Source organism: Cohnella sp. GCM10020058 (assembly GCF_042683485.1).
Taxonomy (GTDB): Bacteria; Bacillota; Bacilli; order Paenibacillales; family Paenibacillaceae; genus Cohnella.
The window spans coordinates 701,305-715,315 of sequence record NZ_JBHUJV010000009.1 but is presented as its reverse complement, the minus strand read 5'-3'; the positions used below and the strand labels follow the sequence as shown (position 1 = coordinate 715,315).

General features: G+C 60.2%; 7 protein-coding genes. 2 read left to right on the top strand and 5 right to left on the bottom strand.

What is annotated here, in order from left to right; genetic code table 11:
- Positions 1-14 precede the first annotated feature (14 nt).
- Complete coding sequence (locus ACFSR7_RS18505; RefSeq protein ID WP_378164078.1) at positions 15-353, top strand: hypothetical protein; 339 nt, start codon at positions 15-17, stop codon at positions 351-353.
- A gap of 271 nt (positions 354-624) precedes the next feature.
- Here the strand turns inward: ACFSR7_RS18505 and ACFSR7_RS18500 are convergent, their stop codons facing one another.
- The 5 genes from ACFSR7_RS18500 to ACFSR7_RS18480 all read right to left on the bottom strand — a co-directional run bounded on the left by ACFSR7_RS18500 (position 625) and on the right by ACFSR7_RS18480 (position 11,128).
- Entirely contained in the window at positions 625-2,268 is a 1,644-nt protein-coding gene (locus tag ACFSR7_RS18500; RefSeq protein WP_378164076.1) for a 3-keto-alpha-glucoside-1,2-lyase-like domain-containing protein, read from the bottom strand.
- A 411-nt stretch (positions 2,269-2,679) separates the two neighbouring features.
- Entirely contained in the window at positions 2,680-6,936 is a 4,257-nt protein-coding gene (locus ACFSR7_RS18495) for a CIA30 family protein (RefSeq protein ID WP_378164074.1), read from the bottom strand.
- Positions 6,937-7,798: 862 nt separating this feature from the next.
- Positions 7,799-9,097 (bottom strand): 6-phospho-beta-glucosidase, encoded by a 1,299-nt coding sequence (locus ACFSR7_RS18490; RefSeq protein WP_378164072.1) that lies wholly within the window; start codon positions 9,095-9,097, stop codon positions 7,799-7,801.
- 30 nt (positions 9,098-9,127) lie between these two features.
- Positions 9,128-10,099, bottom strand: a complete 972-nt coding sequence (locus ACFSR7_RS18485; RefSeq protein WP_378164070.1) for an N-acetylglucosamine kinase — start codon at positions 10,097-10,099, stop codon at positions 9,128-9,130.
- Between the two features lie 21 nt (positions 10,100-10,120).
- Positions 10,121-11,128 (bottom strand): LacI family DNA-binding transcriptional regulator, encoded by a 1,008-nt coding sequence (locus ACFSR7_RS18480; protein ID WP_378164068.1) that lies wholly within the window; start codon positions 11,126-11,128, stop codon positions 10,121-10,123.
- Positions 11,129-11,440: 312 nt separating this feature from the next.
- Between ACFSR7_RS18480 and ACFSR7_RS18475 the strand changes: the two genes are divergently transcribed.
- The gene (locus ACFSR7_RS18475; RefSeq protein ID WP_378164066.1) at positions 11,441-13,822 is read left to right on the top strand and encodes a PAS domain S-box protein; all 2,382 of its coding nucleotides are present in this window, start codon (positions 11,441-11,443) and stop codon (positions 13,820-13,822) included.
- Positions 13,823-14,011: the final 189 nt, after the last annotated feature.

The following is a 14,011-nucleotide window of genomic DNA, read 5'->3' as shown; positions in this document are numbered from 1 at the left end:
GAATGTTAAGGCGGGTGGCGAAACTTACGGTCTTGGCCGTCGAGATCCGCGGGCGGCGAAGCTTTCGGTTGCGGCCCCTAAGAAAAAACCGTCCGGGAAGATCGGAGATCGCCCGGACGGTTAGCCCGCGTATCGTCGCCCGCTTCGTTTTTTCGCTCGTCGCAATGCCTGCAAATATACATCTTTTTTTGCTGATGTCGGCCCTTTTGGACAGAATAGATGCCAAAGAGCAGTTATTTTCCTGCATCAATCCAATTTCCAGCTTGCACTTTGCATTTACCTGCACATTTGCAGGTATTTCATCAAGTGTCGCGCGCCCTCGGAAAATGCATGTACAATTGCAGGTTTTTTAACCCGCCAAACGTTCAACAACGCCGATACGAGCCGATACGAGGATAGCGCGCTCCATTGTCCGCGAACGGCCGCCCCATTTACACTTTTTCTTTTCTTCTTAGAAAAGACCGCCGGGGAGCCAACTGGCTCCCTGACGGTCTTTCCGCTTTGTCCGCAGCAGCAGCCCGCTCCTATAGCCGCGCTTTCCTCGCTTGCGCTTGCAGCACACACCGCCGCCGTCGCTTCTGCGGCCGCGCTTTTCTCGCCTACAGCGTCCTTGCTGCTAGCGACTCAGTACAAATTGATATTGTCGAAACCGACACTGTTGTTAAAGCCGCCGCGCAACCCGATCGTGCCGGCGGTGAAGGTCGAATCCGTCGCAGTCAGCTTCGGCGTCGCCATGTCGCCGACGTAGACGCGGATCGTGCCGGCGCTTACCGTCACTTTCATGTGATACCAGGTGTTGGTCGCGATTGCCGTATTAAGCGTCTGCAGCGCCGTCCAGTTATTGTTGAAGCGGCCCAGGAACACGACGCCGTCCGAATTGATGCCCGCCGCATAGCCCGACTGCGCGTCAGGGCCGGTGCCCGGATTGGTCACGTTAAAAACGAGACTGGCCTGACCGGCGTTATTGAGCTTGATGTCGCCCTCGAGCGTGTAGCTAGCCTTCGACGGATACGGCGTCAGCAGCGATTTGTCGGCGTTAACGGATGTCACGTTATACGTGCCGCCGCTGACGTTCCAGGTGCCGCCGTATTTGACCCAGCCGTTGTCGTTCGCCGCGAAGTCGTTGGCGTAGGAACCGGTCAGCGTGCCGAACCGGACCTGGATGTTGTGTCCGCCCGCGCTGCGGTCGACGGAGTCGATCATCGCGATCTCGTTCGTTCCCGTCTGATAGAGCGCGCCCCACAGCGTATTGCCGAAGGCCGGGACGTCGTTGTTGTACCAGGTATTGCCGAAATCGTTGCTTAGCGACAGGACGTTGGAGTTGGAGGTGAGCACGAGCCGGCCGTCGGCGAGCGACAGCAGATAAGGTCCGCCTTGCTGGTTCGTGGATACGATCGTGCCGATCCCGCTGGCCCATGTCGTACCGTCCGCGCTCTTCTTGGTGAAGATCCGGCAGCTTTGCGTGCCGCACACCTCGTAGGAAACGATATATTGCCCATTGGTCATCTTCGTCCACACGGGCATGCCCGGGCGCGCCCCGGCGTTCGAAGGATCCCAGGCGACGTAAATCTCGCTGCCCCAGGAAGCGCCGCCGTTCGTCGAGATCTTCTCGGAGATGATCTGGCTGTAGGACGGACTCTCCGTAACATGCTTCTCGTTGGCGTACATGACGGCGACCGACCCGTTGGCCAGCAACTGCATATGCGGCTCGTATACGCCCTTGTCCGGATTGCCCAGCGCGCCGGGGGTGCCGTTATTTTGATCGATCGTGCTCAGGTAGCTCCAGCCCGTGCCGCCGTTGGTACTCTTGTAAACGCGAAGCTGGTACGATTCCTGCCAGCGGACCGAACGCATCGCGAGCAAAATATCTCCGTTCGGCAGCTGCAGCAACTGGCCGTTGTCCAGATCGCGGCCGTCCTCCCACAACGTGGCGGCCAGCGTCCAGGTCCGGCAATTGTCCGTGCTGCGGAACACCTGCAATCGGGTGCCGCCCCAGGATACTTTGGTGTACCCGTTGTTGTCGTAAATGGCGGCGACGGCCAGCCAAGTGCCGTCCGCCAGCTTGACCATGCGCGGATATTCGGCGCCGAACGTGCCGGGGTGCAGGCCGCGTGCGTCCGTGCCGGCGTCCGTAAAGGTGTTGATGTTCGTGACGGTCACGGACGTGCCCCACACGATCGGACCGTTAGCCGCGAATGCGGGAATCGCTGTCGCGACAATCGCCAGGCACATCAAACCTGCCAAAGAAGCAAACCATTTTTTAATCAATGTCGTTCCCTCCTCGTGAGAATCGAATGGTCGTAGCCGCTTACTTTCTGCCTCGTCCGGCCCCATCCCTCCCCTTTTGCCGCCGTCCCGCCGGCTCCCGGCTCCAGACTCCGGATTTCGGATTCCGATCTGGCTTACGGAGGCCGGCGATAAATGTAAGGGCTTTCGATAATGAATAGTAAAATACGCGCTCTTTCCCGAAAACCTAAAATCGTGCGGCTTTTGGGGAACAAAGTTACGTTTCCGACCGGCGGCCCCGACTCCCGCGGATTTGCGCATCGGACTTCCGTGGCCGGCTGCGTGGTCAAGCGCGCGACGAAGACGGCGCCCCCGGGCCGCTTGGCGGTTCGGGAGCGCCGTCTTCTTAGTTTGGATAACAATTCAATAGTTTGATCGCCAGGCTATGATGCGCTATTCCAGCACGACTTCGTCCACGTACAATGTCATCTTCCCCGCGCCCTCCGGCGAATAGACTTGCAGACCGATCGTTTTGATCGCCGTTTTGTCGATGCCCCCCGCATTCAGGTTCAGCGTCAACGTTTGGTATTCCGCGTTCAGCGTCGTTTCGTAGGCGTTCACCCAGGTCCATGCGCTGCCGTGCTTGATGAACAGCTTGGCCTTTGCAGTACCCGAGGCAAGCCGCACCTTAAGCTTGATCGCGGAACCGTTGCTTAGATCCTTGTCCGAGATCGCGCCTAGCTCGAACTGCGGCGGGCTCCCCGTGCCGGTCGCGTCAAAATCCGTCGCCAGCACCTTAAGCTCGCCGTCCGACGTGTGCCTCACGTTGGCTGCGCCCAGCGTGTTCTGGCTGTCGTTCAGCGCCCAGCCCTGCGCATCGCCGTCGAAGCCGTACAGCGTGCCCGTCGGCAACCCGCCGCCCGCGCTGCCGTTCGGCACCGTACCTGCCGCGTCGTCGCTGACCGCGCGGATGTCGTCGAAATACATGGAAGACGTCAGCCTGGTTCCGTCCGGCTTCGCGTTCGTGTAGATGGAGAAGGCGTTCACCTTGGACAGGTTCAGCTTCGTGAGCGTGCCTGTCGCGCCGTTGGCCGGCTTGAATTCGCTGAACGGAGCGGTCACCAGTTGCGCTTCTTCCGTCGCCGTATCCGGATAGTATTCGTAGGTCTTGCCGTCCGCGTTGATCTGCATGACGAGCTTCTGGCCCTTGCCGTCCGGTTTATACCAGAACTGCAACGCGTTGTAGCCGGACCAGTCCACGCCGCCGAGCGCCTTGGTGATGCCTGCGTAGCCGCTGCCCGCCAGCGTGTAGGTGTACTTCAGCCCGTAGCTGCCACCGTGCTTGTTGCCCGCGTCGAGGGCCGAAGCCGTATCGTCGCCGCCCGCATGGACGAACTTCGCGCCGAGCGCTTCATTGCTGCCGAGATAGCCCTCGAAGTCGTCGACCGATGCCGGATCTGCGGCCGCATCCTGGTACGTGCTGTACAGGCGGATGTTGTCGATATAGACCGGGAATGCGGCGCCGCCGTTGTCCAATCCGCTGCCGACGAGCGACAGCGCCAGATCGTCCGCCGCGGCGAGCGCGTCATCGTCCGTCAGATCGATCGCGGCCGCATAGTGAACGTACGGCTCCCCGTCGATCTCGACCTTCTCCATATTGTCGAAGGATACCTGCGTCGTATCCATGCCGTACTTGTCATCCCAGTCCGGCGGCAGCTGGACGACGCTCCGCAGCGTAGCCGCGCCGCTCTTGGCGCCCGCCGCGACCGGCACCCACGCTTCGTATTTGATGCGTTTTACGCCGGAGAGCGTGTCCGCGCCCGCTACGGCCTTGGCGTTTTTGAGCTCCAGCTTGAGCTCCTGCCAGTTGTCCGCAGCCGTCGTGCCTGTAACGCTCAGCTTCAGCTTGCCGTCGCCGTTCAGTCTAACATGCGAGAGGCTCTCAATATCAGCCTGCCAACCGCCGTTGCTCTGGACGCCTTCGATGCCATCGTCGAACGTATACGCGCCGATCAGCACTTCAGGAATTTTGACGAATACCGTGTTCGCCTGCTCCTGCAGCACCTTGCCCTCCGCGTCGTACGCCTTGACGGTGACGGTCGCCGATTTGCCGTTCAGGCCAGCTGCCGGGGACCAGTCGGCCGTGTAGAAGCCTGTCGCCGGATCGAGCGCCAGCGCATGCTCGGCGCTGTCGGTGTCCGTCGAATAGACGACGCGAGCCGGCGTTTCGTTCAGGATACGCGCGCGAATCTGCGTCGTAGTCGTCTTGACCGTGCTCTGATCCGTCGGCGAAGCGACGTGCATGAACGGCTGCTCGCGCTCCGTCGCTACGCTGCGGTCGTATGCGTGAGACACTTCCTTGTTGAACAGGGTGTATGACTCCTCGAAATACTTGACGAAGTCGGGCAGCATCTGATGCGCAGGCTGTCCTTCGCCCGTCGGATAGGGTACATAAGCGGTCGGGCCGAAGTTCGCCCACGTGAGCATGTACGCCATTTTCCTGGCGTCCGGATCGGATTGCAGCGCTGCGGACAGCTTCGTGTAAAAATCGGGCGTCGCGTTGCCGCTGGCCTTCATCTGTTGATAGCCGAACTCGGTGAGCGCGGCGACCTTCCGATGGCTGTCCGCTACGCGGGAGACGAGCGCGGCTTCCGTCGTGACGCCGTCGAACCAGGTTTGGCCTTCGCCGTTGTAGTAGCTGTCGAACCCGAGGATGTCGACGTAATCGTCGCCCGGATACGTCTCCATGTACCGCTCCTCGCTCGTGCCGAAGCCGCCGCCCGGCGAGTAGGCGTACAGGAAGTTGCTTACGCCCTTGATATCCCGTAAGTATTCGACGGTATAGCGGTAGATCTCGCGGTATTCGTCCTTCGTCGTGAACGCCGCGCCCCACCAGAACCAGCTGCCGCTCTGCTCATGGAACGGGCGGTAGATGACAGGGATCGGGTTGCCATCGTCGTCCTTCAAACGATTCGCGAAGTCTGCGATGTTGTCGAGAAACGCGTTGTACGCGGCATGCTTGTCTCCACCCGGAAGAATGTGCGAGACCACGTTGCCTTTCAGATCGTAGAAGTCCCCGCCCGTAACGAAGTTCGGCAGATGCGAGCTGAGCGTCAGCACGCCGCCAACGTTATAAGCCTTGCGCATCACGTCGATCAGATTGTCGCGGCTCTGCTCGAAGTCGCCGGAGACGCCCGGCTTTTCTTTGCCTTCCAGCGTCAGCGTGTCCCAACCGAACAGCGCGGGGTACTCCCCGACCGCGTTGTAAGTGTCGGATTCCGTGCCGTCCCGCTTGCCGATGGACAGCCCCTCTGTCGTCGCATGCTGTTGGCCGAACAAAATGCCGGAACCGCGAATCTCGTTCAGGTAAACGAACAGAGACTTGGTCGCGGCGGAGGCGTCCGAATCGACAAGGTTTACCGTGACCCCAGCGTTCACGGGTGTCGTAACGGCCGGATTCGCAGGCGTCGAGCCCGCCGCCGGCGAAGCTGTGCCGTTCGCGATGCCGAACGTGCCGGCGTCGACCGCCTTGCCGCCTACCGTAACGCCCTTCGTATCGATAACAGCGGTCCCTATGGTGCCTCCCCCGGCTATCGTCGTGCCGCCGGCGCCCGCATTCACCTGCAGGCGGTTAATAGACGCGCCCGATGCCAGCTCAAGTCCGACCGGACCGTTGAAGGTCGCAGCTTCGATCCGAGCGTCCTGCCCCAGCTCCAGCTTCGATTTGCGCGCCATGGTGATGTGCTCGATCTTGGTCTTGCCCGTCGCTTGTACGCGGACCTCGCCTTCCTTGCGGTCGACCACGACTTCGCCCAATGTCGCATCGTTCAGGATGACGGTGTTGGGGCCGCCGCCCGAGATGAAGGTTTTGCCTTTGACCGTGACGCCGTCGAGCTTCACTTCGCCGTCGCCGATGCCGGCAGTCAGGTACAGATTGCCGTTTACGACCGCGCCCTTAAGCGTCGCGGCGTCATGATTGACGACGACGTTGCCCGCGATCTCTCCGCCTTCGACGGCGCCCGCGGAAGCGTAGTAGCCCGCGACGAGCTTATCGATCAGCGTCACGACCTCTGCGCGCGTAATGCTGTCGTTCGGACGGAAGCTACCGTCCTGATAGCCTTGCAGAATGCCGGACAGCGCGTCTACCGCCGTCCGCGCATAAGCTTGTATCTGCGCGCTGTCGCTAAAGCGCTCCGTCGTTGAAGCGCTTCCGGAAGCGGCTAGCGAAAACACGCGCGCCAGCAGCGTTACGGCATCCTGGCGACTGATCGCTTCTCCCGCCTGAGCCCGGTTCCCCGGGAAGCCCTCGTAATAGCCGGCTTCACGTGCGACCGATAAGGCACTTGCGTACCAGCTCGACGCTCTGACATCGGAGAACGAATCGTTCGATTCGGCATAAAAGCCGAAAACGCGATTCAGGATCGTTACGAATTCTGCGCGCGTGATCCGATCGTTCGGATGAAACGATTGGTCGGGATATCCGCTCAGCACGCCGCTCGCTACCCACTTCGCAATGCTGTCCTTCGCCCAATGCTGCAGCGTGTCGGACAGCGGCATCCCGGCCGACGATTCCGACACGACAGACGAATGGATGGTCGCCGACGGCTCGGCCGCCCAGGCCGATACAGGCGCAGCGACGCCGGTCATCACGGCGGTCGCCGCCAGCGCGGTGGACAATGCGCCCGACAATATTTTCTTAGAAGCCTTCATCGGAAACCTCCTCCATAAAGTAAGCTAAAACGCGAATTCTGTTAGCGCCAACAAAATCCATTTATCCTTTTCCGGCTCGCGCAACCAGAATATGCCTCACATTATAAAGCGCTTACTTTACTCGAAATAGGTGCTGAATTGCTTTTTATATAACCTTATCGCTTTTATTATCTAGCTAAATAATAAATTCGTTATTTCGTTAGGTTTACAAATCGACATGAATCAACAGAAAAATTAGGTTTTTAAGCGGCATAAATGATAAGCAAACCGTCAGAAAGAAGATTGCCCTGACGGTCCTTTAGATTGTGGCGGATATCGGGACCGGATTCGCGAGGGACGCCAATCGTTGACGCATCCGACAGCCGTTTCGATGAGCTGTCTATCGTAGACGCATCCGACAGCCGTTTCGATGAGCTGCCCGTTGGCGCATCCGACAGCCGTTTCGATGATCCTGCCTATCGTTGGCGCATCCGACAGCCTTTCCGACAAGCCTGCCTGATCGTCGCCCGCGTCGTTCCTTCGCCGTAAAGCCTGCAAATATACATCTTTTTTCGCCGATATCCGTCGCCATGACGGAAAAAGATGCAAATGTGCAGGTATTCCCTCCACCGGCCCGATTTTCAGCTTGTGCTGCGAATTTACCTGCATATTTGCATGTATTTCATCACACGTCGTCAATGGGCAGAAAATACATGTACAAATGCAGTTTTTTGCCCGATACCATTGCCCGCAAAACAACGAAAAGCTCCTGTATGCCAAACGCGCCCGATCTGCCCACGAATCGCCGCCAAAATTCTGACAGCTGCACGAAAAAGCCTCCCGTCGCAGGCTTGACTGCGACAGGAGGCTTACGTCACCGAATTTAGAAAAAAGCAGGCAGATAAGGACGGTTCTTTTCCAGCATTTCGTCCAACAGCTGCTTCGCCACGCGCACGGACGGCACGAGCGGATGCGACGCCATCGCCTGCAGCGCCACATCCCGGTCGCCCTCTACGGCCGCGCGGATCGTCAGTCTCTCGTACGTTTTGACGGCATGGATGAGTCCCTTGGCTTGCTCGGGCACCCGGGTCACCGGCAGCGCCAGCGGCCCCTGCCCCGTCACGACGCAGTTCACCTCGATGCAGGCGTCCGGCGGGAGAAAATCGAGCGTGTTGCCGTTAGGCACGTTGAGCGTCTGGATATCGCGCTTGTCGCCGTAAAGAGACTCCATCAGGTTAACCGCCGCTTCCGAATAGTAGGCGCCCCCGCGCTGTTCCAGCTGCTTGGGCTTCTCCTGCAGGTTCGGATCCTTGTACAGCTCGAACAGCTCGTTTTCGACCTTCTTCACGACCTCGGCGCGCGTGCCGCCGCTTTTCAGCGATTCAAGCTGCTCCTCGAGCATGACGTCCGTCATGTAAAAATATTTGAGGTAGTACGAAGGAAAACCGCCCAGCGAGCGGAGGAAGTCCGGGTCCCATTCGGATGCAGGCACGTTTTTGCCGTTGAATTGTTCCCGCTTGTCGAGCAGCTCGGGCAGACGATCGACGCCCTCGATCTCGATACGCGTCACCCAATGCAGATGGTTGAGCCCGACGAACTCCGTGTAAATGCGCGACGGCGTCGTGTCGTATTTGGTGCTGAGCCATTTCGTGAGTCCGATCGGCGCGTTGCACAAGCCAATGCTGCGCACCTTGGAATAGCGGCGGATCGCCTCTGTCACCATGCCGGCCGGATTGGTGAAATTCAGCAGCCACGCGTTCGGCGCCAGCTCCTCGATGTCCCGGCAGATGTCGAGCAGCGCGGGGATCGTGCGCAGCGCCTTCATCATGCCGCCCGGGCCGGTCGTCTCTTGGCCGATAACGCCGTGCAAGTTCGGAATGTGCTCGTCCCACTTGCGGGCTTCGAGCAGGCCGACGCGCATCTGCGTCGAGACGAAGTCAGCGCCTTCGATCGCCTCGCGCCGGTTCAGCGTCAGATGCACGCTGATCGGCAGGCCCGATTTCTCGACCATGCGCTTCGCGAGCGCGCCGACGATCTCGAGCTTGTGCCGCCCCGCTTCGATATCGACGAGCCACAGCTCCCGGACCGGGAGTCTGTCGTACCGGTTGATGAAGCCTTCCACGATCTCCGGCGTATAAGAGGAACCGCCGCCGATGACGGCCACCTTCAGTCCTTGCGCCATGCTTATCATCCTCCTGGTCTATGGATTGGATCAGATCGCTTCGAACTCCGCCGCGTCCTTCAGCGTCTCGCGCGCCGTCTCCGGCAGCGGGCCGTCCGACTCGAACGCCAGCCACAACGCGCCGACGACCGGCTCGACCGCCAGCTTCACTACCGAGGCGTTGGGCGCCGCAGCAGCCACGGCCTGCCGGATCCCGGCATGCACCCAGTCTCCTTTGCCCCGCGTCAGAATGCTGCCGGCCATGACGACGTCGAATGTCTCGTCCGACATGCCGAGCCTGCGGATAATGGCACTTGCCTGCCGGCCCGACTCTTCGCCCTGCTTGCGCAGAATCGCCTGCGCGGCAGCGTCTCCGCCCTCGGCCGCCTCGAAGAGCAGCTTCGCAAGGCTTAACGGCGGCTGCAGATCGCGGTCCAGATAATCGTGGAACATCGCCTCGGCGGTAGAATAGCCCGTCTCCGCCAACACGAGCGGCGTAAGCGCCGTCTCCGCCTCGCGTCCGTCCCAAGCGCGGATGACCGTACGGAAGGCCTCTACGGCCAGCGCCGTGCCGCCGCCGAAATCGCCCGTCATATAAGTGAACCCGCCGACCTGGAGGCTCTCACCGGCGGGACTGAGGCCCGCGCCGTTGGTGCCGCTGCCGCAGATGAGCACGACGCCGTACGGCCGGCTCGTTCCGGCGCGCATCGCGATGATCGTGTCGCAGTGAATCTCGTGCTTCGCGAAGCCGAGCTCCCCGATCATCGGACGCAAGATCCTGAAGTCCGTCTCGCGGTCGGCGCCGGCCAAGCCGAAACAGGCGGACGCAACTTGCTCCCGCGTGATTCCCGCGGAGGCGAGCGCCATCTCCGTCGCCTCCCTGATGTTGCGCCGCGCGCCTTCGCGGTCGATCTGATGATTGCCGTTGCCGCTCTTGCCCTTGCCGACGACTCGTCCCTGCTCGTCCGCGACGAGCGCGTAGGTCTTGGAGCCGCCGCCGTCGACGCCCAAATAATATTTCATGCTCTCGTCTCTCCCTCTCGCCTATTCTTTGTCTGTATGGACGGCCGCCGCCGTCGAATCCCTGACGATCAGCTCCGGATCGATCTGCACCGTGGCATGGCGCCGCTGCTGCCCCTCGATCGCCGCGAGGAGCAGCTCCACGCCTTTACGGCCGATCTTGTCCGCGGGCTGGCGGACGGTCGTCAGCGCGGGCCGCAGCGCAGAAGCAAGGACCTGGTCGTCGAAGCCGACGACCGACAGATCCCGCGGCACGCGAAGACCCGCGTTCTTGCAGGCGTCTACGACGCCGAGCGCGATATGGTCGTCCGCGGCGAACACCGCTTCCGGCAGACTCCCTGCCGCGATCCATGCTTCCGCGATCCGATAGCCCGACTCGATATTGAACTCGCCGGGCTCGATGCGCCAGGGCGCGAGTCCGGCCTCCGCGAGCGCCTGCAAAAAACCGCGCTCCCGGTCCTGACTGCTCAAAAACGCAAGCGGGCCGGCAATATGCGCAATCTTGCGATGTCCGAGGTCGATCAGATGCCGCGCAGCCTCGTACCCGCCTTTAAAGTTGTTCACGACCACGGACGGCGCCGAAGGCGAAGGCTGCTGATTGTCCAGCAGGATATAGGGGATCCGCTTGTGCAGCAGCTCCAGCTCGTAGCCGTCCTCCTGCATCGGGGACAGCACGATAACGCCGTCCACGCGGTCTTCCTCGAAAAGCAGCCTGCCCGCGCCTCCGCCGGCCCCCGTCTCGACCGACAGCGCGAGAAAGTAGCCGAGCTCGGCCAGCCGATCGCCGATCTCCTTGACGACCGCGTCGAAAAACGAGTCCTGCAGCGTCGCCAGCGTGAGGCCGATGACGCCAGTTCGCCCCCTGGCCAGGCTGCGCGCCGCGGCGCTCGGGTGGTAGCCGAGCTCCTTCATCGCCTGGAGCACCTTTTCCCTGTTTTTCTCCCTGACGGACGGTGCGTTGTTAATGACGCGGGAAACGGTGACCACGGACAGTCCCGACTTTTTGGCGACGTCGAAGATGTTGATTTTCACGCTTGCGCGCTCCTTTTTTGCTCATGAGAGATGCCCGCCTTAAGTTCCAAGCTGTGGTGCCAGTCTGCGGCTTCCCCTAAAGTTTAAACGCTTTAACTTTCAAGAGTTAATTTTAACCCACACGACTAGCTCTAATCAACCCTAAAAGTTTAAACGCTTAAACTTAAGGGTTGTATTCTTTGCAAGATTTAGCTGACGCCGCATGGCAGGATTATGAGCGGGACGCACAGAATTTATAAAAGCCCGCTTCCGAGCAACTTCACCGTTTCAGACAACTACGTCCAGTCCCCATACCATAGGAGGCCTTCTGCCTTGTCGATAAAGCTTAAGCTAACCCTCTTCCTGTCTCTGCTCGTCGCCGCGATCCTCATGCTGAATTTGTCGATTACGTACTTCTGGTCCAAGTCGGGCATGCAGGAGGCGGCCATCGACCGCATGGAGATCATCTCGAAGCAGATCGGAGAGTCCATCAAATCCTATGAAGACGAGCTCGAACGGTTGGAAAGGGCCCAGGAGGAGAAGCTGCTCGCCGCCTCGATCGCGATTCGCAGCTCGCTGGATCCCGATATCGACAACGTGACCAACGAGGAGCTTGTCAAATTGAGCACAGAGCTGCAGCTGGAGGGAATCTCGCTGTGGGTGCGGACGCCGAACGATATCGTCGTCAAAAAGTCCTCGAAGCCGAGCGAGATCAATCTCGGCTCCAATACGATGGACTACTGGTACAGGGCCTTTCAGCAGCTGTTCGAGCGCAAGCCCGTCAACGTCGGCTTCGGCCGGGCAATGCCGAACTTTTGGTCGGGCCCCTTCAATTTTGCCACCTCGGATCCCGACTTGATCCTCAAGTGGGGCGACTATTACGACGGCACGACGAATTATATGATCAATCCCTTCAGCCGGGGGGACGTACTCGTCGATTTTAAGGATTCGGTCGGTACCGAAAAACTGATCAAACAGCTGCTGAACGACAATGCCGATCTGGTCGAGATTACCGGCATCGATCCTGCTTTTTTCGGGAAAGCGCCGATCATCAAAATTAAGAAAGGCAAGCCCATCTACAATCTGGACGTCCGAGACATCGTGTTCGGCACATACGCCTATAAGGACGACGCCGACATCGAATACGTGAATACCGCCATCACCACGGGAGAAACCGTAACGGCGAACAGCCGCTCCGGCGGCAAAAGGCTGCTCAAGAGCTATATCCCGATCCACGGCGACCGTGACTATATCGTAACCGTGAGCTTCGACCGCTCGGCGATCAGCGGCGATCTCCACCGGCAGCTGCTGCTGAACGTCGTCATCGGCCTCGCGCTGCTGGCGGCCACCATCCTGACCAGTTATTGGCTGTCGGGCCTGATGATCCTCCCCGTCCGGCAGATCCTGCGCAAGGTCAATGCGGTCGCCGAAGGCAGCTTCGACGAGCCGCTGCCCGTCGCCAGCAACGACGAGCTCGGCCGGCTGTCCGAACGCGTCAACACGATGGCGAGCAATCTCAGCACCTATACGAACCGGCTGAGAGACACGGCGGCCGAGCTGCGGAGCACCAAGCAGTACCTAGAGTCGTTCGTGCATCATAGCTCGGACGCCATCCACGTCGCGGATCCCATCGGCAATCTGATGCAGGTGAACGCCGCGTTCGAGAAAATGTACGGCTGGAGCGCCGCCGAGGCGCTGGGCCGCCGGCTGCCCGAGGTGCCGGAGGAACTGCAGGAGGACGATTCCCGCATTTTGCGGAAGGTCGTCCAGGGCGGCTCGGTCGCGGACTGCGAGACGATCCGCTACCGCAAGGACGGCTCGCAGATCGACGTCAGCATAACGGTGTCCCCCGTACGCGACGAGGATGGCGAGATCGTCGGCATCGCCTCGATCTCGCGGAATATTACCGAGCGGAAGGCAACCGAGGAGATGCTAAGACGCACCGAGAAGCTGTCGATGGTCGGCCAACTGGCCGCGGGCGTCGCCCACGAGATCCGCAACCCGCTCACGACGCTCAGGGGGTTCGTGCAGCTCCAGCAAAAGTCGGGCGGCATCAACCCGGCCCATCTCGACACGATGCTATCCGAGCTTGATCGGATCAACTTTATCGTCGGCGAGTTCCTCGTGCTGTCCAAGCCGCAGGCGATCCGCTTCCAGCTCATCGACATCCGCTCCATCATGAAGGAGACGGTGGCGCTTCTCGAAGCCCAAGCGATCATGAACAACGTGCAATTCGAGCTGCGCGAAGCCGGCGAGCTGCCGCCTTTGAAAGGCGAGCCTAACCAGCTGAAGCAAGTCTTTCTGAACGTGCTCAAAAACGGCATGGAGGCGATGCCGGACGGCGGCACGATGCGCATCGGCATTTGGGCCGAGGTACATGGGGAGACCGGCGGGAGTAGTGCGGTGGGCGGAAGTAGTGCGGCTGCCGAGGCGGCGGCTGCCCGCGAGTCGGATGCGACTGCTGCGGCCCGGGTGACACAGCGCTTGGATCAATCGGAGGACGACAGCATTTTGATCGTCATCGAGGACGAGGGCTTCGGCATCTCCGAAGAGGAGCTGAAGCATCTGGGCGAACCGTTTTATTCGAACAAAGCGTCGGGACACGGTCTCGGCCTCATGGTCAGCCAGCAGATTTTGGCGGGACATAGAGGCACGATCCGTTACATGAGCGCGCTGGGTCAAGGGACTCGCGTCGAGATTCGTCTACCCTATTAAAGTCTATTCCGACAGCCGCTCCAATTGGGCCCGCGTATCGTCGCCAGCGTCGTTCTTTCGCCGCAATGCCTGCAAATATACATCTATGTTCGCCGATCTAGACCCTTTTAGGCAGGAAAGATGCAAAAGTGCATTTATTTTTCTTCGCCAGCCCCATTTCCAGCTTGTGCTTTAAATTTACCTGCACAT

Bases quoted from the DNA above. Each gene is read 5' to 3' on its own strand.
- ACFSR7_RS18485 (WP_378164070.1), bottom strand. From the start codon at position 10,099: ATGAAATATTATTTGGGCGTCGACGGCGGCGGCTCCAAGACCTACGCG.
- ACFSR7_RS18490 (WP_378164072.1), bottom strand. From the start codon at position 9,097: ATGGCGCAAGGACTGAAGGTGGCCGTCATCGGCGGCGGTTCCTCTTAT.
- ACFSR7_RS18495 (WP_378164074.1), bottom strand. From the start codon at position 6,936: ATGAAGGCTTCTAAGAAAATATTGTCGGGCGCATTGTCCACCGCGCTG.